The following is a 21,133-nucleotide window of genomic DNA, read 5'->3' as shown; positions in this document are numbered from 1 at the left end:
TCTTGCAGCAGAAAACAGACTCCAGCTGTGCTTTATCTTTGGGATTTTAGGGGGAATTACTACTTGACAAGGTAATTGCTACAAGCCTAAACAGCAATTCAATCTGCACTACTGATAATTTTTACATATAATTTAAAATTTCAAATTTGTATATTATTATTCGTGTCTATAGCAAAAAATCATCTAAACAACACCTGGCAATGAATTCAGAAATCATCACAAATGCCCAACTTATCAACTGGGAGAATTTTTGCACTCATATCGGAGACTGGCACGGAACCTGGAACGTTTATAACTTGGAAGGCCAATTAATTAAGTTTCATCAATGTGTTAGAAGCTTCCATTTAAACAGCGATGGCAGTCAAATGAATCATCAGAATTATTCTACCTATGTTGATGGAACAAACAAATTAGAAACCTATGGGCCGCATCTCAAACCTCACATCAGATCCCTTCATTTTAATGATAGCTTTTCCTGGGGTTCTTCAGAAGTAAAACCTGGTTCGATATTCTTTTTTGAAACTGGTTTTAAGCATCAAGACAGGCGTAGAAGTGCAGTTGCTAGATATAACGAAAATAATACTTTAGATATTTTGATAATTTCTGAACATTTGGACAGTATAGTTAATGAATCTCCTCTACCTGCTGCAAATCAATTAAGTGGTTGGCAAGGAGTAATCACCAAAATGACCCCTGATTTTATAGTATCACCAGCAGTCCCAACTGCATGGATACAACTAGAAGATTTAAATAAAAATTATCTGACTTTGCATTTGCAAGATAGTGTATCAATCAGTATTCCACGATATATAGAAAGTGGAACAGAGTTTTTTTTGGCAGTACAATGGCTTGTAAATCCTACTTTATTGCTTCGGGGTATTCGTCATTTCAATATATCTGGATTCACAAGCTTTAACTTAGAAAAATTCCAGCGTTGATCGCAAGCATATAGCAAACCTAAATCATGATGAAATAAATAGTACTTGTGTAAGAGGTTGTTTGAAAGGTAATTAGCTGTGATTTTAATTACGTTGTTACCCCCCTTAGTCCCCCCTTATCAAGGGGGGAAACAAGAAAAATCCGGTTCCCTCCCGCCACTTGCTTCAAGCCGGGGAACCCGTCCAACGCAGTGGCTCCCCTTTATAAGGGGAGGGTTAGGGTGGGGTAAAAATATTTGGCACATCACTCATGACTTTTCAAACATCCTCTAAGTTTTATCTAATTCAGAATTCTGAGTTCTGAGTTCTGAATTCTGAATTCTTCTTCTTAAAACCGTTGTCCAATACCTAAATGTAATTGGCTTTCTCCTTGGTCATTAAAACCATAATCAGCGCGAATTAAGCCCAAAGGTGAATCAATTCGTACTCCAGCGCCATAACCAAAACCCAAACCTGGTTTGTCTCGCACACCAGCCGGATTTCCCAATACAGTATCACCGGAACCCAAGTCGGAGGCGAAGTCAGCGAACAATACACCACCGACGATTGGTAAAACCGGGAAGCGATATTCCGCCGAAGCTAAGACATAACTGCGACCGCTACCAACTTCTCCGGAGTCATAACCCCGCACTGAGTTAGAACCACCCAAGTTAAAGCTTTCGTAGGGGGGTAAGTCGCCAATGACAGTACCAGCTTGGACATTGACTGCAAATACTTGTGGCTGTTTGCTGCTAAATAATTGAACTGGTAAATATTGGCTGTAATTGGCTTTGAGGCGATTGAGAGAAATATTACCTTGACCAATGGGCACAGATTGTTCTGTACTCAAACTCAATACGGAACCTTTAGTAGGATTAAGAGGGTTATCTCGTTGGTCTTTGGTGGCGGTGAAGGATACGGTGGTTAGGTCATCCACACCAGTACCGCTGAAGGATAAAGGATTGCCCTGGGCATCTGTTGGGGTAACATTACCTTGGCGATCGCGGATAGTAGTGCGGTTATAATTCAGTCCTAATGAGGTATTCCAGCCGTCTATTGGTTGTTGTAAACTGATGCCACCACCAATGTGACCTTCTTGGACTTTATCGCCGTTGGCTAACTTAATTTCATCGTCAAAGGTTTGAGAAAGTTCGCCATTGCGGAAAACATTCACAGTGTAACCCAAGCGATCGGGGTTAGTTGCTCGGTAAGGACTAATAAATTTACTATTAAACTGTAAGTCCCGGCTACTAACGCCAACATTCAACGCTAAAGTATCGTTAGCGCCACCGACATTGCGGTCTTGATAGCTGATTGTACCTATCAATCCTTGTTCGGCGTTGTAACTACCACCCAAATTCACGCCACGGGCCCCAGTTTCTTTGAGTTGATAAACCACATCAACTTTTGTGGCGTCTCCTTCCAAAGCAACATTTACACTTTGAAATAAGCCGGTGGCGTATAGCTGTTGGATGTCTTGTTTAACTACATTTTCTCGGAAAACTTCACCGGGTTTTAGCTTGAGTTGCTGTTGGAGAAAATCTGGTTTGGTGCGTCCTCCCACGGGATTACCTTTACTATCTACGGTTTTACCGTCGTCACCAACAAAGCGAAACTTGATATCCCCCACCAAGCCTTCAGCAACATTCAAGGTGAGAATTCCTTGAGGACTGGGTTTAATTGATAGCACCCGTGCTAAGTTATAACCATTGTCAGCGTACCACTTGTTAATTTGTGTCACTGCTTGTTCGAGTGCAGCCGGACTGATAGCGCTACCAATTTGAGATTGCAAACGCTGTTGGGCGACTTGGTAAGTCAGGACTTTTGCCCCAGATAATTGCAGCGATCGCACGATTACCGGTTGCACCTGATAAACTACATTCAACCCAGTAGATGTACTTTGACTATTCACAGTGGCATTACTAAATAAACCTGTATCCAAAATCGCCGTCACATCTTTTTGTAACTGGCTTTGACTAGTTTCTCCACCAGTCTGAGTTTTAATTACTTTGCGAATTATTTCTTGCAATTCTTGATTCGCCCCCACTATTTGTACATTTGTGGCCGTCACCACTAAATCATTGTTAATTACAGGGGTTTGGAGAGAGGGAGACGAGGGAATTGCAAATGGTGTTTCAGAGGAGTTAACCTTGTTTGGTTGGTTTTGTATGAGTGTGGCTGGTGGTTTTAAAATGACTGGGGAATTTTTATTTGCAGTTGTAGTTCCTGGCAGGGGATTTTGGGAAAATTGTTGTGCAACTATAGTTTCTGGAGAAGCAATTGTTTCTATTCGTGTGGGAGTTTCTTCAATTACTGGCACTACCAAATTATCAGGTTTTGCAGTTGGAGTCACAGTTTTAGCAGATGCAGCTGTGGCTTGCTGAGTAACATTGCCAGCAGCTAAAGTTGCTAAAGTCAAAATTGCCGTAGTAGAAATTTTCATAATATTTAACTTAATTAACTGAGAGTTGGGATTATAAATGTTGACTAAAAGACTGTTTGAACAATTTCAAACAATACATCCTTTAGGAATTTAGTATTAATTCAACTCAAGTAAAGTAGTAAGGATAATACTAACTACAAATTACTTTGCAAAATTCCTTATTTATATCTCTTACCCACATAGACAGTTAATTTTGATTTTTTGTTTCACAGCAACTTTGCTGTGTTACCGAGAATAGGATTCCCACTAGTGAAAACCGTTGAAAAATATAAATTTTTAGGTACGCAAAGCTTTGCAACCCTACCTTATACCAAATCAAATTCCTATACACTGTGAGATTGGCTAGGCATTAATCGGTGAATTCCAGAATAATCAAAATATAATTTTACGGCATGATATCACCATTACTGGATAGTCACAGTACAACTATAAAATCCTATGAGTAATGCATCTCGCTTATCCTTAGCTTCTAATTCCCAAGCTGCAAGTTCGTGTTTGCGATTACTTGTATTAAGTAACGGACATGGAGAAGATATAATTGCAGTTCGTATTTTGCAAGAACTCCAGCGACAACCAAATCCACCAGAAATATTTGCTTTACCTCTGGTGGGTGAAGGACGTGCTTATGAACAACTGAATATTCCTCTCATCGGTTCAGTACGCACTATGCCTTCTGGTGGCTTTATTTATATGGATGGACGCCAATTGGCGCGGGATGTACGCGGTGGTTTATTGCAACTCACCTTTAGTCAATTGAAGGCAATTCGCCGCTGGGTAAATTCTCAAAAAAAATTGGGTAACAAAAGAGCAATTTTAGCTGTGGGAGATATTGTGCCATTGTTGTTTGCGGCTTTGAGCGGTGCTAATTATGCTTTTGTTGGTACGGCAAAATCAGAATATCACGTGCGAGATGAAGTTGGCTTGTTACCAAAAAAATCCCAGGGTGGAAGTTGGGAAAACTTTTCTGGTTCAGTGTATCATCCTTGGGAACGTTGGTTGATGAGTCGTCGCCGTTGTCAGGCGGTGTTTCTCAGAGATGCGCTAACAACGGAAATATTAAAACAATGGCCAATTCCGGCTTTGAGTTTGGGTAATCCGATGATGGATGGTTTAGAACCTACATTCTCATCTTCACAATTTTATAGTGTAGCTAGCCACCAACAGGAAACTGTGCGACCTTTTGTAGTGACTCTTTTGCCTGGTTCCCGTCCGCCAGAAGCCTACAATAATTGGGAAAGCATCACCATCGCTGTGTCTGCATTACTGACAAGTTTGCAACAGCGAAATTCTACTTTCCACACCTCTGGCACTTTGGTGTTTTTAGCTGCCATCGCCCCTGGTCTAGACTGTAATATCTTATCTCAAAGGGTACAATCCCAAGGTTGGCGAACTGCATCAGAATGTCCTATCTCACTTCCAGACCCAAATATATTGACATTTAAGCAAAGAAATGCATATCTAGTATTAACACAACAAGCTTATAATGACTGTTTGCATTTAGGAGATGTGGCGATCGCAATGGCGGGTACAGCTACAGAACAGTTTATTGGTTTAGGGAAACCTGCGATCGCTATTCCCGGCAAAGGGCCTCAATATAACCTTGGCTTCGCTCAAGCTCAAAGTCGGCTTTTAGGTTCATCTTTGATTTTAGTTGAGCAGCCAGCGGAAGTTGCAAAAATAGTACAGTCCTTATTCAGAGATCCCGATAATTTGCAAATAATTGCCGAAAACGGAGTGCGCCGCATGGGAAAACCAGGTGCAGCACTACGCATTGCCCAATGTTTGCAAGAAAGATTGGGATGAAGGGCATGGGGCATTGGGCATGGGGCATTGGGCATGGGGGACAAGGTAGACAAGGTAGCAATCTTTCTCCCCATCTCCCCCATCTCCCCAATCCCTCACGCTACTAACCCAGAACGCAAAGCCCTAACAGCAGCTTGGGTACGGTCATCAGCACAGAGTTTATTGAGAATATTCCGAACGTGGGTTTTGACAGTACCAACTGTAATGTAGAGTTTTTCGGCAATTTGCCCGTTGCTACATCCAGCGACAATTAATTCTAAAATTTCTAATTCTCGTTGGGTTAAGGGGTATGTTTCCAAAACTTGCTCGTATTCTGTGGCTAGGGCTTCGATTTTTACGGTTTTTGGTTTGTCAGAACTTTGGCTTTCTCCAGGAATTCCTTGGCGCATCTTCCGTAAAACTACATTGGCGATGGCGGGATCGATCCAAGAGTTGCCACCATAAGTCGCTTGTATAGCCTCAGTTAATTTACTGATACTTGTTTCTTTCATGTAATAAGAATCTGCTCCTGCCGCAAAAGCCGCAAGTACAGCATCCTCTGTATGATCCATTGTGAGGATGAGAATCTTGGTTGCTGGCTGTCCCCCAGTTTCCGCTTGATAACGTCTGAATTTACGGGTCAGCTCAATACCATCCATGTCAGGCAAGCCAATATCGACAACGGCTACATCTGGCTTTGCCGTTTCCAAAAGTTTTAATCCTTGAGTAGCGTTTGCAGCTTCACCAATCACTTTTAATGCACTGTGAGACTGTAATGCGGCCCTTAGTCCCATTCGTGTTAAATCATGATCTTCAATTAAAATAATGCTAATTTCACTCATCGCTACACTCACTCTTACACTGTTTGCATCTTTTAAAGTATTACCTTTTGTAATTACTTTTTCTGTTAAGAATTTAGGAGTCAAAATAGTTCAACAATCACCATCATACTTAATGAATCCATATGTCAATTATATTAGATTCATTCTCTATTATGACTTATGAACGGCAGCTGCTAAGAAAGAGGGTTCGGCGTTAGGAAGTCGATAAACACTTCCAGCGCACTGCCTCATCTTGAGCGCCTATTTCTTACCTACGCTTTATTTTCCCAAACCAAAGATAGATGATCTTTTGATAACTCTGCATCCACCGATAGAAATAATAAATATCCTAATTTTTTGTATTTAGATAGAGTACAAATCTAGCCGGAGATATATGGTGAGTTGCACAAAAAGGATGAAATATTGATACGAATACTAAATTTCTCACTTTTGTGCAAAAATCAGCTTTTAGTTTCTACGATCCCCTGGTTATTTACTATTATCTTGTGCAAAGCCAGGAATGTGGACAAAGGAGATGGGGGGATGGTGAGGTGGGGATAAGGAGAATAAACTCTAATTCTTCACTGCTCTGTCAACAGTCAACAGTCAACACTGTCAATAATTCCAAGAGGTTAAGATTCCTTAAAATTTATCAATTAAGTACACCTAGTACTTCTTTATTTACCTCGTTTGACCAAACTGATGGGTAAAACTGCTCAAGCTTATGGTACACAATAATAGTGTGCAACTCTCACTAATGACTGACGACGGTTGTGAACTGACTCATTTACAATTGTTTTAAGCTCTATAAAGTATTTTATTTTACTTTATACTAGCCTTGTTTACTGTCTTGAGTTCAATATTTTTTAGTTTGTTAATTGCTAATTGCTTTTGAGGTATTGGTTACAAGCCAGCAGTTTAGTGCCAATACAAGAGTCAATTAACCATATTCTGGATACAACAAGCAAAAATTAACTCTCAGGAAACACCTGCAACTGTGATTAGTCTACTACTAATGGAGGATAAAAAAATTAAGGGAATTCCAAGTCCAAAAATAATTGTTTGGCGTTGACGGTTGACAGTCAACAGTTAACGACAATGTGCTGTTGTTGATTTTTGGGATTTCTTTAATATTGATGAATGTCAAGCTTACATTCATGAAAATTAATATTTTTAACCTAGTTGACTTTCCAGGTGATGAACTAGAGACAGCTAGAACTTCGGGCGGCGATCGCAGCTACCCTCCTCAAGAAGATATGCCAAATAAATATTTCTATTGCTGATTTAGTTTCAGAAATTAGCTTCCATTATGAAGCAGCGTGTTACTCTGGTCAAGAGATTTATGACAGCTGCCATTCAAAAGTCAGAATCGATCGCGAGTCTCCGATGATTGGTATACTGATTTGGGAAATATTGTTTTTATTTTTCAAGTTTTCTGATTTGGGAATTTTTAACATACTTGGATATATTACAAAAGGTCTTAGTTAATTAAGTTACAGATTTTAGATCTCAGAAAATCTTACATTCTTTAATAGGATAATCTGAAAAAAGAAATGTTATACATCAACCTATGTTTTACGGCGAAAATTAAAACCGATGGAAGAGACGCTGAAAATTTTGGTTGTAGACGATGACGAAGTAGACCGGATGGCAGTACGTCGTGCCTTAACAAAAGCCGGCGTGCAAATGCATCTGTCTGAAGTCAGCGATGGTCATGATGCATTTTCTGTATTAAGCACCACCACTTATGATTGTGTTTTCCTTGACTATCGCTTACCAGACCAAGATGGATTAACTCTCATCCAAAACATACGCGCTTCGGATATCAAAGTTCCTCTAGTAGTCCTAACTGGACAAGGAGATGAACAAATCGCTGTTGAATTAATGAAAGCTGGTGCTACAGACTATCTTTCTAAGTCTAGAATATCCTCAGAAATATTGGCACATATTTTGCGGAATGCCATTCGAGTTCATCGTGCTGAAATGCAGGCAGCTTTGGCAAACCAGCAACTCAGAGAAAGTCACGAACAACTGATTCGTAAAAACCAAGAATTAGAAAGACAACAGCAACAAATTCAAATCCAAAACTTTAAATTATTGGAAGCATCGCGGCTAAAATCACATTTTTTAGCTACCATGTCCCACGAACTGAGAACGCCAATGAATGCGATTATTGGTTTTTCACAAATACTTTTGCGTCCAAAGTTCGGTCAACTAACACACCAACAAGCGGATATGGTTGAGCGCATTTTAAATAATGGTAAGCATTTGTTAATGCTGCTCAATGAAGTTCTGGATTTTTCTAAGTTGGAGTCTGGACGATTAGACTTAAAACCAGAAATATTTGATATTTCTAAGATCGTAAACACAGCTGTTGGAGAAATGCATTCTTTAGCAGAGGCGAAAAATCTCTCATTGCTGGTGGAAATCGATTTACAAAATCCTTTGGGATTTAACGATCCATTTCGTGTTAAACAAATCTTAATCAATTTGCTTTCTAACGCCATAAAGTTTACAGAATCCGGTGAAATTTTAGTTGAGATTAAGGAACTACCCGCTAATCGAGTGGCAATTATCGTTAAAGATACAGGTATTGGTATAGCACCTAGAGATTTCAAACTTATTTTTGAAGCATTTCGCCAAGTCGATCAAACTATTACTCGGAAATATCCAGGCACTGGTCTGGGTTTAGCTATTGTAGATTCATTGGTACAAATGATGGGTGGCAAAATAGTTCTAGAGAGCCAACTAGGCATCGGTTCAATGTTTAGAATAGAATTGCCACGCCAAGTAACATTAGCAACTGTAGCAGTGGAGCCTCAAAGCTTACATTGGGAAAAAGATGGGGTTTTTTGTTCTGCTAAAAATCCCCATCAATCATCTGCTCCAGGGAGAAAATCACCCATAGGTTCTCCCAAATTTAAACTATAAGTTACTGCTAAAAAAATTGATAAAAGTTGATAAATCATGTCTGTAGTTGAAAATTATAAAATCGATCGCATTCTCGCAGTTGATGATACGCGAGATAATTTGATTTTGGTACAAACGATTCTAGAAAGTGAAGGTTATGAAGTTGATTTAGCTTCAGATGGGATAACTGCTTTGCGAAAAATTGAACAATCTCCACCGGATTTGATTTTATTAGATGTAATGATGCCGGGGATGGATGGTTATGAAGTTACCCGCCGGATTCGCAATAACCGTGCAATTAGTAGTTATATCCCAATTTTGTTGATTACTGCTTTCCATGAATCTAGCGTTGTGGAAGGTTTGGATGCTGGTGCTGATGATTTTATTCGCAAACCATTTGATACCGATGAACTTTTGGCAAGAGTACGATCGCTTTTACGCCTCAAACACAGTCTCGACGAACAACAAAAAATGGCGCGCCAGCGAGAAGACTTTGTTTCCCGCTTGACTCACGATTTGCGAACTCCGTTGGTAGCGGCCGATCGCATGTTGAATTTGTTTGAGATGGAAACATTCTGCAAAATTTCGCCGGAAATGAAAAAAGCGATCGCCGTCATGATTCGCAGTAACCAAAATTTAATGCAGATGGTGAACACTCTCCTAGAAGTTTATCGCTTTGAAGCCGGTAAAAAAACTTTAAATTGGGAAATATGCGATTTAGCAGAAATCGCTCAAGAAGTGGTGAGTGAAATCACACCTCTGACTAATGAAAAAAATTTGACTTTGAAAGTAGATACTAGTGGATTAAACCCACAGGATAAAAATACTGCTATGGTTATGGGCGATCGCTTTGAACTCAGACGGGTACTATACAACTTAATTGCAAATGCCATCAAATTTACAGACACAGGAGGCATCACAGTCCGCATTTTTGAAAAATCACCAAAAAATTCTAAACCTCAAGATTGGGTAACAATTGAGGTAGAAGATACAGGATATGGAATTGCGCCTGAAGAGCAAGCAACAATTTTCGAGCGATTTCGGCAAGGCAGAAACAAACGTTCAGGTAGTGGTTTAGGACTACATCTATCCCACCGAATTGTAGAAGCACACACAGGAACTATCCAAGTCACTTCTGAAGTAGGTAAAGGCAGTTTATTTACTGTCGAACTACCCAAAAACCTTGAATATAGCAGTTGACACCGTAAAATTCAGACACCAAAAAACCCTGCTACATTACTAATCTTGGCAAACCTCAAAAGCTGAGTGAAAACTGAATTCTCCCTTTAGCGCCCGACGAATTACAGCCTCTAAATCCTCAATCATGTAGGGTTTGCTAATGTAATCATTAAAACCCGCTCTCAAAATACGCTCTCGATCCTCCTTAGTGGCTAAGGCTGTGACTGCAACCACTGGAATTTGGTAAGTTAGAGGTTCTTGCTTCAAATGATATGCAACATCAATACCGCTGAGACCTGGTAATAAAATATCTAGCAATATCAAGTCTGGTTGATATTCTTTAGCTACCAACACCGTTGCAGAACAATCTGTCTGACAAATGAATCTACAACCTATTGACTCTAGAGCATAGCTAATCAACAGAAGACTATCATTATTGTCTTCCACTACCAAAATCAAAGGCTGGTGAGAGTTTTGCTTTTTTTCATCATTCGTGAATGAATGTGCCAAATACATCTCTTCTCCAGAACATTTTATTAGGATTCATTGTCTTTCTTGAGATATACAGACGAGACTTCCTCAAAACGATAAAATAACGGTTACTGAGGTAATGGTTTTCTTTTGGTTTGACTTGGGCGATCGTCCTTGCCCAAACAAAAAAGATTGAGGTAAAAGAACCTCAAACTTACAGCATTGGCAGATACTTTTCAATCATACGCAAAATTGCGAAATATTTTCTTAATTGGTTCATAATAAATTTATATAGTAAAGCTTTAGAAAGTTCAAATGATTACTTGCAACACCATTGCTTAAAATATTACGCGAACAGATTAAAAAAAAGATACTACAAATTAAGTAATCCTACTATTAATTGTCAAATTATTTACTAAGGTCTAAGCAATCAATAGACTTTAATAGTTATCATTTATTCTATCAAGTTTCACAAATAGAATTTCATTTTTTGACAAATGTAATAGAATGCATGAACATATAAGCAGTATTTTAACTGACATTTAAATTAGTAAAAAATTAGCTAAGTATTGTATAGTTTTGCTAAGCACAAACATTTAAATATAGCCATTCTAAACTGTTCATTAGTTTACCATAAACTTGAAGCATAAGTTGATTTTTCAATTATTGCACTTAACTTAAGATTAGACCTCTCGCAATCAATTGCTTTTTGCACTCTTGTGGTCAAAGGGATACATCTTTATTGGGGAAAGGGAAAATACCAAACCTTTCCCATTTTCCTTTTCCCGACTTCTCTTAGAAGTCTATTATAGAAAATGGGGACTACGTACGCTAATAATTTTTAATACTTAATTAGAACGCTTTTCAAGTAATTCAGCTACACCACTCCCTACTCACTACTCACCATTCACCGCCTCAATTGTGGCCTAAATACCACCAAAACTGCTGTAAGTGTATAAATTTAAATTCAGTTAGAGAATGTAGCAAAATCCCACAGCTATAGGACTGCTATTTAATTTGCGAACAAAATTCCCTACCCTTTAATTTTCTATAAACCTCTTGCCTACCTAGATAAATATGTTTATAAATCAAATCGGACTGCTATAATCCAAGATTTTCGAGAATTCCTTGGGTTCCACTACGTACCGCCACAACGAAGCAAGCAATAATACCAATTTTCGATGAAAGGATTATGGATTAAAGTCCTGGATAGATGCTACCTATATTTCAAAAATCAAATATGTGTCCTAATTTTATTGAATTTTCTCTAGATTCCAAACCTCTATCTATTCCTAAATGATACAAAACTGGAATTAATCATGAGGTTATTTGACAGTCAACCGTCAACAATCAACAGTAATTTAGATGCAACGAAGGAAGCTTATCAGATTTCATAAATATTCAATACATCCTAGAGGAAGATGACTATAACGAAGACCAAGTTTAAATTAATTCTGGTGTGTCGAATAACTGCTTTCTAAGGAGGTTTAGCAATCCGCTAAGCCTTTTTATTATTAGTATAGATATTTATAAATAAATTGATAAGATATTTGTCTACTCTCTTTAGACAGATGTATTCCTCAGTTAAAATGACTAAATTCTCCTGATAGACTCTACTCTTACCTAAGGCTTGGTTAACTACCAAGCCTTTCTTGATTAATTACATTTACCATCCGCATCTGTTGTGATTGGCAGAATTAAATATAGCCGTCCGATTTGATTAATGAACATATCTATCTAGGCAGGCAATAAGCAATAGGTAATAGGCAAGAGGGTTATAAAAGAGTAAAGTGTACGGAATTTTGTTGAAAAATTAAATAAAATTCCTATAATTTGTCAAATATTTAGATCTTAAGGTTGTTGACAGTCAACAGTCAACACCGATATTGTTCACAATTACACAGGTACTTGTTTTTATATAAATAGTATTTTTATGTCTTTTTGATGTTATTATATTTTTATTAGACTATACTGACGCTTTTTTATTTTTATTGATAAATACTATTACACAGTATATTTTTGTATAAATCATATAAATTTATCTTTTTGGATTTATATCTAGACAAAATATTTTTTTTATGTCTTAAAAATATTGATTTATCAACAGATTCTAAACATTTTGTAAACACACTATAGACAGATGAACTGAAATAAAACTAATCTTAAATTAGCTAAGTATGGTAAACACTTGGTATATAGGAGGCGTGGCTTTTAGCCATGCCTTTTTCATCAGTAATTCGCCAAAAATTTCTAAATGGCCAGTAAGATACCTACTCCATCACCTCTAACGATAATTCTGTATCAATAAAAGAGCGATACCAACTGGTAATCTATTTGATACCCTACTAAAGTCATAAAAAAATTTTCAAATACTACTTTTTAGTATCCCCAAATACTAGATAATTTAATTCAGAATTCAAATAGGCTCTGTGCCTAACTCTGAGACACAGATAGGCTAGTTCATATTTTTTGAAATTTGTTATGTATAGCTAGATTATGCAACAAAAAACTACATATATCATATATGTAGCGGTCTTAGTATCATTCTTTAGATAGTAGAATAAACTATTTTCTAGAGTTAATATTCAGCCTGTTAATGCCTGAAAAACGTGTATGTACCCTGGAATAATATCCAGGGTTTTTTTTCAAATGTGAATATGAACTAAAGATAGTGTTTAAAATCTATCTCTTAGAAATTATGTTTGCGCTTACCGTTGACACAGGTATGCATCCATTAATCTGCTTTAATTTTTGAATTTATACTAACTTGCAATCAAAGATATAGGAATCCGGTTTAATATCTGAAATTATTTGTGTAGTAAGGTAAAAGGGTTTCAGAGAGTATGGCTGTACAGAGTTATTTTCACCCAATCAAATAGGAGTCATATAGTAATTTGGGTTGGGAGTGGAGTTAAGAGACTTGTAGCAAGTGGTATTGGTGAGTACAGGGTGGTAATCAGATTTTTCAAATTGAAGATGAGTTATTTTAAACTTAGCACTCTACCGCATAAACCTTTAGTATAAAATAGTTTATGAATTTATGAACTATTTTTCATACTTTAGGACTATATACTAGTATATTTTTATATGTACTGGAATTAAAATAGTCAATATTTTTACAAAATAAATAAATACCAAATTTCACAATATTTAGACACATTCTCTAGGATGATGATCTGTAGAAAGAGTAGAACTAAATTAATTTAGTACGTTGTTAAGCACAGCAATTGTTCAGGTTTGGTTTAGAGCCAAACCTTTTTTTTATTCAGTAACCAAAAAATTGTATATCAAATTTTTCAATATTTGGACACAGCCTATAGGAAGATGAACTAAAGTAAGAGTAAGTCTAAATTAATCTTGGTGTAGTAAATGCTTGGTATATATAGAGGCTTGGCCTAGCCAAGCCTTTTATTAAAAATTATTAGGTAATTGCTTAGCAGTTTTTAGAATACTTGGACACATCCTATAGGAAGATGAACTGTCTGTAAACTCAGTTTAAATTAATTTCGATGTCTCTTTTAGCACTAAACATATTAAGGCTTAGCTCAGTGCTAAGCCTTTTTACTGAGTTTTTGCGCCAATTACCAATCTAATTGCAAAAACGTCATTGATATTATGAAAATATTGCATAACTAGCTATCTATCATAGACATGCAGATGCCATTCTATATATCAGGGAATAAAGATGGATACCCCTGGTATTGACTTGACCAGGGGCTTTTTGATTGCAAATTGCCGCGATGTATGCCCGGCGCATCGATAGATTTTCACGAATGACGCAAAAATAACGTAATTTCCTCATTAGGAGCGATGGCGTAGTAATCTCTCCTGACACTGGGATTGTTCTCCTACACTTTGTTTCCATCGCAATGACAATAGACTTCTTGCAAAAGTGCTGTTTGCACTCTTGTGGTCAAAGGGAAGCATCTTTAAATTGGGGAAAGGGAAAATACCAAACATGTACCCCCCTTTTCCCGACTTCTCTTAGAAGTCCAATATCGGCGTTGCCTAAGTCCTAATTTTATTGTCTAAGGGCTTGAATTTTATTAAAGCCCATGCAATACTCCTAAAATAAACACCTTATACTCGGTAGATAAACTGTATTTTATAATAGAGCCAGTAGTCTAAAGCTAAATTATTCATATCTCCGTAATGATGATGCAGAGATAACTTATTTAGGGACTTCCAAGTAAAAATTCCATAGAAGACTGTTGACCCTTAATGATTCACAGTCAACATTCAACCACCTGAAGTTGCTCTTTATTTTTTGGAGTTCCCAGAAACCGCGTCTTTTGTGTTCCAAATAAAGGAGACAAATCTTTCCTTGTCTCCCCCTTCGTTGCTTTCTTTTTGAACTTAGGTCTAATCACAAAATTACAAATGGTATGACTTATGAGCTTAAATAGCCAAGTTCTAGACAGACCGATTGTTGAGGATTTGCCATCTGTGGAGGCTAACCTCAGTTACCTGTTGCCAACTACAGACAAGCTTTTTAGCTATGCTTATGAACCACCATCAGGTGTTGTTCGTTCCAATGGCAACTATCAGTCATACAAAGTGCCAATTTACAATGCTCGTTCCATCGCACAAAATATTTCGCTAGACCGAGAAGGTTTTGCATTTACCCAGCATAATACCAGCGTCCGTAACTTTTACGATCGAGAGGAAGTACGTCAAGTTTATTACCCAGAAGCAAAACAGTTATTAAAAGAAGCGACTGGTGCAACTGAAGTAGTGATATTTGATTGCACCTTGCGTAACGCCACATTGATGAAGCAGGATATCAATAGTGGAATTAGGGAACCTGTGAAACGCGTACATAATGACTTCAGTACTTCAGGTGGACATAGACGCGCCCGCAGAGAGTTAGCTGCACAGGGTATAGATAACATTGATAGCCTGTTACAACGACGGTTTGCGATTATCAATGTTTGGCGAGGAATTGGCGACACAATTCAAGAATCACCACTAACACTATGTGATGCCCAAAGTGTTGTACCAACAGACTTGGTAGTGAACGATCTCATATACCCCGATCGCATTGGGGAAACCTACGCCGTCACTTATAATCCAAAACATCAATGGTACTACTTGCCACAAATGCAAAGGAACGAAGTGGTATTGATTAAGTGTTTCGACTCCGCAGAAGACGGACGCGCCCGCTTTGCACTCCATACGGGATTTGAAGACCCCACCAGCCCCCCAAATGCACCTCCACGAGAGAGTATCGAGTTGCGGACATTCGTGTTCTTTCCTGAATAACTCAGTTTGAGTGCAAAATATTGACAATCTCACCGCTAAATAATTTACATTTTAGCGGGAGATTTTCTTACTATGCTCCTGAGCGATCGCTTGTAGAATTTACTGGAGATTGGTCTTTACTCCTTCTACAACTTACTAAGCTATCTCGATCTTGATTGTTATTAGCAAATACATCTACTGGCCCCAAGATTGTAATTGCTGCTGCAACGAACAAAATTGCATATTTCATACATTTATCCTGATTTACTATTAAGCTGATTTTTCCTCTCCAGTAGCCACTGGTAAATCCTTCTGAGTGCTATACTCAGTCCAAGCACCTTCATAAACCCTGACTTTTGGATAGCCAAGCAGATGCTTTAAAACGACATATTGTAATGTTGCTTCTCTGCCGGTGCTACAAGAAATAATAATGTCACTTGAAGGATTAATCTTTTTATCAGCGAGAATTTTCTTAATCTCCTCTAATGACTTTAACTTGTGAGGATTTTGAGCATCTACAAATGTCACCCAAGGAATATTCCGCGCACCAGGAATGTGTCCGTTACGTATCCAAATATTTTCCTCGCCCCGAAATAATTTTTCTGGTCTGGGATCGATAAAGGTTACTCCTGGTTTGCCGATGAGTTTTTTCACATCATTTAAACTCACTCGCACTGAAGGATTATCCCTAAGTGTGAATTTTCCCACTGAATATTTAGGAAATTCTTTGGTTACATCTTGAGTAGCTTTATAACCTGTGTAACCACCATCTAATACAGCAATATCTTTCAGTCCAGCACGTTCTAGTAAATAAGCAACCATTGTTGCCCCTAAAACATCTCTGTCATCTGAATATACAAGAACCCGACTGTTATTTGTTAATCCAGAATTCGCAAAGATTAGTGCTAGTTTTTCATTGTTCCAATACTGCACGGGTAAGCCTTGTCTGGGGCCGCGAAAAGCAGTATCAGCAATATTTACTGCCCCAGGAAGATGTCCTTCTATATAGTCGAGAGGAAAGTTTCGCACATCCAGAATTCGCAAATTTGCATTTTTGGAATTCTCGATAACCCAATTTGGTGAAACAAACTGAATATTAGCACGAGGACTAGCGGAAAATGCAGAAAAAGGTAATAACGGGACAATCAACACAACAGCAAAAAATACTGCTGCCAAAGTAAATAACTTCGGTTTTTTCAACTTGGACAATAAATATCTTAAATTCACATCTACACTCCTTACTATCGAATAAGGCTCTTGTGTAAGTCGGCAAAACAAATTGTGCAGCCTTTATTCGAGGTTGCAAAATACAGATATCCGTCTGTTTCACAAGTTAAATACTGCAAATACGTCGATTAACAGTATTAAATGTAAATAATCATCTCATATTCACAAATAGAACACAAGTAAATAAATAATGATTTATGTATTAATACTTGGAATTTTCTCCATATATTTCAGGAAGAAATTCGCAGTTAGGATTTTAGCCTGATATTTTTTAGTCAATAAAGTAGACTTCTTGCAGCAGTCGGTAAAAAGGGAAGGGGAAAGGTTTGGTATTTTCCTTTTCCCCTTTAACCCAATACGCTTGGTGTTAAAGCTAGCACTCTTTGTCAAAGTCATTTTTTTTACGTAGACGCGCAGCGGCTTGCCGCAGGCTACCGCTCCAGGCGCAGAGGACGCAGAGAAAAGAGAGAAAGAGAAGGAAAAAATGCTTAACTGAACTGTATTGCCCTTTAACCGTGTTAGGCTAGCTACAATCTAGAATTGAATGTAACTGTTGTCGCCCTAAAGTATCGTCTATTTACCTAAAAATAGCTTTCAGTAAGTGACATTGCGCCCTAATCAACAAACCACACTAAAAATTTATTTTTATAACTGAAAATTTTATTTTCTTGATTTATTAAGTAACTTTTACTATCAAGTTTGTATAATCTATTATTGATATTTAATAAATTGATGTATAATCTATTATTTAGCCTGATGCATGATTCAGGTATGTTACTTGTTTATTGGTTGATATTTTGGTAGAGAGCATCTATTTTTTAAGACATCATATAAAAGTTACTTAGTAATTATTAATTGATAAATCTTTATCAATAAAATCGGCATCATCTTTTCTAGACATTGCCTGAGCTTTAACAACAAAAATGATGAGGCATTATATGAATAGCTAGCACTTTTACGGCACAATCTAATGTCTCAAGAATTATTAAATTCCTTTCAGTCAGCATATAGCAATCTCGAACTATTTCCGTTAATGGAACGGAACGAGATGGAAAGATTTAGAGTCGAATATGGTGATGATTTAATTGCAGACCTCAACCAATTAGTTGAAGACAGTCCCAATAAAGATGGCAAAATTGTCTTTACAGGACATCGCGGTTGTGGTAAGTCAACTTTGTTGGCTGAATTTAGCAGGCAGATTCAAAATAAGTATTTTGTTGTTCTATTTTCCATTGCTGACAAAATTGAAATGTCAGCAGTGAACCATATTAATATTCTCTTTGCCATTGCAGTCAATTTAATGGCAGAAGCAGAAGCGCGCCAAGTTGATATTCCTCAAAGTACTAAAGAGGCTCTTTATAAATGGTTTGCTACCCGGACTCGCACTGAAGAATTAAATTTGCAAGTAGAGGCTGAGATAGGTTTTGACTTACTCAAGTTAATTAGTTCTAAATTAAAAGCTGATGCTAGCGTCCGGGATGAAATTAAACAAGAGTTTGAGCGCAAAATTTCAGATTTAGTGGCGAGAATTAACGAAATTGCGGCTTTGATTCAAGCTGCAACTAAACAAGATGTTTTAGTCATCATTGATGATTTAGATAAACTGGATTTAGGCAGAGTGAATGAAATTTACAAAGATAATATTAAAGCTCTTTGTCAACCGAATTTTCGGATTATCTACACAATACCCATTGCAGTTTTACGAGAAACTTTTATTAGCACAATCATTGCCACTGAAACTAATGACCAAATTGTAGCAATGCCTGTCCTAAAAATTTTTGACAAAGGTAAAAATCGCTTTCCTCATGCTCAACCGCGTTCCGAAGCAACAAAGATTCTCGGTGAAGTTTTACACAAGCGCATTGCCAGTGAATTAATAGCACCAGAAACTGCTGAAAAAATTGTAATTTATAGTGGGGGCGTATTACGAGAATTAATTCGCATTTCTAAAGAATGTTGCCGTATTTGTTTGCGGATGATTCGACGCAATCCCAACGCCGAAGTTATTATTGACGATGGAATTCTCGCCCAAGCAATCAATAAAATTCGCAATGATTTTTCTATCAGTTTAGGAAAAGTTGATATTGATATTTTACAAAGTGTTTACGAAGAATTTATGCCCAATGACCCCAAACAACCTGAATTTTTAGATTTACTACATAGTTTATACGTTCTAGAATATCGCACTGAAGAAACATGGTACGATGTTCATCCAATTATTATCGAAAGCTTGAAAAGGCAGGGAGCTATTAATGTCCAATGAAGATTTGTTAGATGATGAGGGGGATAATGAAGATGCTTATGATGATTTAATTGTTTCTATTGAAGCTCAAACCCAAGGATTAAATTTATTAATTGCGGTTTGTGACGATCCCGGCTTTCGCGATGAAATTATTGCTAGATATGAAGCCGAACTTCAACTGAATTTTTGTGCATATCGGGTAATCTTAGCACGCCATGAACCAAGTTTAAAAGCTGCCCTCAACCAACTCGTAGAACAAGAAGAATATCTGCGTCAGCGTCAACCAGCGATAATTACTGTCACGGGTGCAGAACAACTTTATTTCCTCAGATTAGGACAAGAACAATCAGAACAGGAGAAATTTTTTGGTTATTTACAATGGACAAGGGAAGGATTGCGTGATTTTCCTTTTACAATTGTCCTTTGGGTAACTAATCAAATTTTAGTTAACTTGAGTAAAAAAGCTCCTGATTTTTGGAGTTGGCGGAATGGTGTATTTCGATTTGTGTCTAAAAAAACTAATGCTATTGCTGGTAAAGAATTAGAACCTATACGTTTTGTTTTTCGAGATACAGAATTAGCTGGCACAGATACTAATGTAAATAATCATTTCTTCTTACCTATCCAAGATTTACAAAGGCTAATTGATAATATCGAACACGAACGAGGAACTAAAGACCCTAGCTTAGCTACTTTATATTCTAGATTGGGTGATATTTACCGCAGTAGATTAGAACGTGGTGAGTCTCAAAATTATCAAGAAGAACAAGAATTAGCAATCAAGTATTGGCGTCAAGCCATTGAATTGCAAAATGAATTAGGTTTGCAAATAGACTTAGCTACTAGTTTCAACAATTTAGCAGGTTTATATCGTGCAACAGGACGCTACAGCGAAGCAGAACCACTATATCAACAGGCTTTGGAATTAAGGAAACGCCTATTAGGTGAAAATCATCCTGCTTATGCTACTAGTTTGAATAATTTGGCAGGAATTTATAAATCTACGGGACAATATAACAAAGCAGAAGTTCTCTATCAACAAGCTTTGGAATTAAGGAAAAATTTGTTGGGAGAAAATCATGCTGATGTTGTGGCTAGTCTGAATAATTTAGCATTATTATATGATGAGCAAGGACGTTATGATGAGGCAGAACCTTTGTATCTGCGTTCCTTAGAAATTGCTAAAGTTTTACTGAGTGAAAATCATCCTTCTGTTGCGTTGATATTAAATAATTTAGCCCTACTTTATTACCATCAAGGACGCTTCAGTGAAGCTGAACCTTTATCGCAACAAGCTATAGAATTAGACAAGCAATTTTTAGGCGAAGAAAATCCTGATGTGGCGACAGATTTGCATAATTTAGGTTTAATCTACCGCGCTCAAGGACGCTACGATGAAGCAGAATCTTTGTTTTTGCAATCTTTGGAACTGAAGCAGCGCGTATTACAAAAAGCGCATCCACTTTTAGCAGATACTATCTATGCTTTGGGTTATTTGTATCGGGAACAGAAACGCTATCAAGAGGCGGAACCTTTATGTATCAAAGCGTTAGAACTTGATAAGCTGTTGTTGGGAGAAAATCATCCGAATGTTGCCGAAAGTCTGAATAATTTAGCCGAAATTTATCGGGAAACGGGGCGTTATAGTCAAGCCAGATCTCTTTATTTGCAAGCATTACAAATTTGTGAGCGAGTTCGGGGTGTGAATCATGCCCGATGTCTGGCGATGCGGGAAAATTTAGAAAAAGTTTGAGTGGAAATCAGACGCAGGGGGAAGGGGAAGGGGAAGGGGGAAAGGGGAAAGGGGAAAGGGAAAAGGGGAAAGGGGAAAGGGGAAGGGGAAAGGGGGAAAGGTTTCAAATATAGGACTTATGCAAAAACTCTCTCAAACTCTTATTTC

Annotated in this window: 14 protein-coding genes; 8 read left to right on the top strand and 6 right to left on the bottom strand. The window is 37.6% G+C overall.

The genetic code is table 11. The features are described 5' to 3' along the window. The first annotated feature begins 200 nt into the window (after nucleotides 1-200). Nucleotides 201-938, top strand: coding sequence for a DUF3598 family protein (locus VF06_RS16565; protein WP_099071367.1), 738 nt, complete (start codon nucleotides 201-203; stop codon nucleotides 936-938). A gap of 328 nt (nucleotides 939-1,266) precedes the next feature. On the opposite strand, the gene VF06_RS16560 is transcribed toward VF06_RS16565, so the two are convergent. Then, nucleotides 1,267-3,360 (bottom strand): BamA/OMP85 family outer membrane protein, encoded by a 2,094-nt coding sequence (locus VF06_RS16560; RefSeq protein ID WP_099071368.1) that lies wholly within the window; start codon nucleotides 3,358-3,360, stop codon nucleotides 1,267-1,269. Between the two features lie 438 nt (nucleotides 3,361-3,798). Between VF06_RS16560 and VF06_RS16555 the strand changes: the two genes are divergently transcribed. Beyond that, nucleotides 3,799-5,163 carry a lipid-A-disaccharide synthase-related protein gene (locus VF06_RS16555; protein WP_099071369.1) on the top strand — a complete coding sequence of 455 codons (1,365 nt, stop codon included), beginning with the start codon at nucleotides 3,799-3,801 and terminating at the stop codon, nucleotides 5,161-5,163. Here the strand turns inward: VF06_RS16555 and VF06_RS39230 are convergent. Both VF06_RS39230 and VF06_RS16550 read right to left on the bottom strand, forming a co-directional pair. Further along, nucleotides 5,125-5,262 carry a histidine kinase gene (locus VF06_RS39230; protein WP_100793650.1) on the bottom strand — a complete coding sequence of 46 codons (138 nt, stop codon included), beginning with the start codon at nucleotides 5,260-5,262 and terminating at the stop codon, nucleotides 5,125-5,127. The genes VF06_RS16555 and VF06_RS39230 overlap by 39 nt on opposite strands. Further along, nucleotides 5,259-5,984, bottom strand: coding sequence for a response regulator transcription factor (locus VF06_RS16550; RefSeq protein WP_099071377.1), 726 nt, complete (start codon nucleotides 5,982-5,984; stop codon nucleotides 5,259-5,261). The genes VF06_RS39230 and VF06_RS16550 overlap by 4 nt, the downstream gene beginning before the upstream one ends. A 1,136-nt stretch (nucleotides 5,985-7,120) precedes the next feature. Between VF06_RS16550 and VF06_RS42725 the strand changes: the two genes are divergently transcribed. The 3 genes from VF06_RS42725 (at nucleotide 7,121) to VF06_RS16540 (ending at nucleotide 10,073) form a co-directional block, all read left to right on the top strand. Beyond that, nucleotides 7,121-7,246, top strand: a complete 126-nt coding sequence (locus tag VF06_RS42725; protein WP_257207678.1) for a hypothetical protein — start codon at nucleotides 7,121-7,123, stop codon at nucleotides 7,244-7,246. 313 nt (nucleotides 7,247-7,559) lie between these two features. Continuing rightward, nucleotides 7,560-8,894 carry an ATP-binding response regulator gene (locus VF06_RS16545; RefSeq protein ID WP_099071370.1) on the top strand — a complete coding sequence of 445 codons (1,335 nt, stop codon included), beginning with the start codon at nucleotides 7,560-7,562 and terminating at the stop codon, nucleotides 8,892-8,894. Nucleotides 8,895-8,930: 36 nt separating this feature from the next. Continuing rightward, entirely contained in the window at nucleotides 8,931-10,073 is a 1,143-nt protein-coding gene (locus tag VF06_RS16540) for a hybrid sensor histidine kinase/response regulator (RefSeq protein ID WP_099071371.1), read from the top strand. A gap of 39 nt (nucleotides 10,074-10,112) precedes the next feature. Here the strand turns inward: VF06_RS16540 and VF06_RS16535 are convergent, their stop codons facing one another. Then, nucleotides 10,113-10,568, bottom strand: coding sequence for a response regulator (locus VF06_RS16535; protein ID WP_099071372.1), 456 nt, complete (start codon nucleotides 10,566-10,568; stop codon nucleotides 10,113-10,115). Between the two features lie 4,347 nt (nucleotides 10,569-14,915). Here VF06_RS16535 and VF06_RS16530 point away from each other — a divergent pair. Continuing rightward, nucleotides 14,916-15,785, top strand: a complete 870-nt coding sequence (locus VF06_RS16530; protein WP_099071373.1) for a CmcJ/NvfI family oxidoreductase — start codon at nucleotides 14,916-14,918, stop codon at nucleotides 15,783-15,785. A 70-nt stretch (nucleotides 15,786-15,855) separates the two neighbouring features. On the opposite strand, the gene VF06_RS40850 is transcribed toward VF06_RS16530, so the two are convergent. Together VF06_RS40850 and VF06_RS16525 are read right to left on the bottom strand one after the other, a co-directional pair. Then, entirely contained in the window at nucleotides 15,856-16,014 is a 159-nt protein-coding gene (locus tag VF06_RS40850) for a hypothetical protein (protein ID WP_180267580.1), read from the bottom strand. 20 nt (nucleotides 16,015-16,034) lie between these two features. Continuing rightward, a complete protein-coding gene (locus tag VF06_RS16525) occupies nucleotides 16,035-16,940 on the bottom strand; it encodes a sulfurtransferase (RefSeq protein WP_257208128.1) in 906 nt (301 codons plus the stop codon). Between the two features lie 1,021 nt (nucleotides 16,941-17,961). On the opposite strand from VF06_RS16525, the gene VF06_RS16520 reads away from it, so the two are divergent. Both VF06_RS16520 and VF06_RS16515 read left to right on the top strand, forming a co-directional pair. After that, nucleotides 17,962-19,254 (top strand): ATP-binding protein, encoded by a 1,293-nt coding sequence (locus VF06_RS16520; RefSeq protein ID WP_099071375.1) that lies wholly within the window; start codon nucleotides 17,962-17,964, stop codon nucleotides 19,252-19,254. Continuing rightward, on the top strand, nucleotides 19,244-20,986 hold the full coding sequence (locus VF06_RS16515) for a tetratricopeptide repeat protein (protein ID WP_099071376.1): 1,743 nt from the start codon (nucleotides 19,244-19,246) through the stop codon (nucleotides 20,984-20,986). Before VF06_RS16520 ends, VF06_RS16515 begins: the two co-directional genes overlap by 11 nt. Nucleotides 20,987-21,133: the final 147 nt, after the last annotated feature.

It is taken from the genome of Nostoc linckia z4, assembly GCF_002608075.1.
Lineage (GTDB): Bacteria > Cyanobacteriota > Cyanobacteriia > Cyanobacteriales > Nostocaceae > Nostoc > Nostoc linckia.
Note: the sequence above shows the minus strand (reverse complement) of the source record. Positions and strands in the feature narration are given on the sequence as shown.

Coding starts and splice junctions, on each gene's coding strand:
- VF06_RS16565 (WP_099071367.1), top strand. CDS start 201: ATGAATTCAGAAATCATCACAAATGCCCAACTTATCAACTGGGAGAAT.
- VF06_RS16560 (WP_099071368.1), bottom strand. CDS start 3,360: ATGAAAATTTCTACTACGGCAATTTTGACTTTAGCAACTTTAGCTGCT.
- VF06_RS16555 (WP_099071369.1), top strand. CDS start 3,799: ATGAGTAATGCATCTCGCTTATCCTTAGCTTCTAATTCCCAAGCTGCA.
- VF06_RS16550 (WP_099071377.1), bottom strand. CDS start 5,984: ATGAGTGAAATTAGCATTATTTTAATTGAAGATCATGATTTAACACGA.
- VF06_RS42725 (WP_257207678.1), top strand. CDS start 7,121: ATGAAAATTAATATTTTTAACCTAGTTGACTTTCCAGGTGATGAACTA.
- VF06_RS16545 (WP_099071370.1), top strand. CDS start 7,560: ATGGAAGAGACGCTGAAAATTTTGGTTGTAGACGATGACGAAGTAGAC.
- VF06_RS16540 (WP_099071371.1), top strand. CDS start 8,931: ATGTCTGTAGTTGAAAATTATAAAATCGATCGCATTCTCGCAGTTGAT.
- VF06_RS16535 (WP_099071372.1), bottom strand. CDS start 10,568: ATGTATTTGGCACATTCATTCACGAATGATGAAAAAAAGCAAAACTCT.
- VF06_RS16530 (WP_099071373.1), top strand. CDS start 14,916: ATGAGCTTAAATAGCCAAGTTCTAGACAGACCGATTGTTGAGGATTTG.
- VF06_RS40850 (WP_180267580.1), bottom strand. CDS start 16,014: ATGAAATATGCAATTTTGTTCGTTGCAGCAGCAATTACAATCTTGGGG.
- VF06_RS16520 (WP_099071375.1), top strand. CDS start 17,962: ATGTCTCAAGAATTATTAAATTCCTTTCAGTCAGCATATAGCAATCTC.
- VF06_RS16515 (WP_099071376.1), top strand. CDS start 19,244: ATGTCCAATGAAGATTTGTTAGATGATGAGGGGGATAATGAAGATGCT.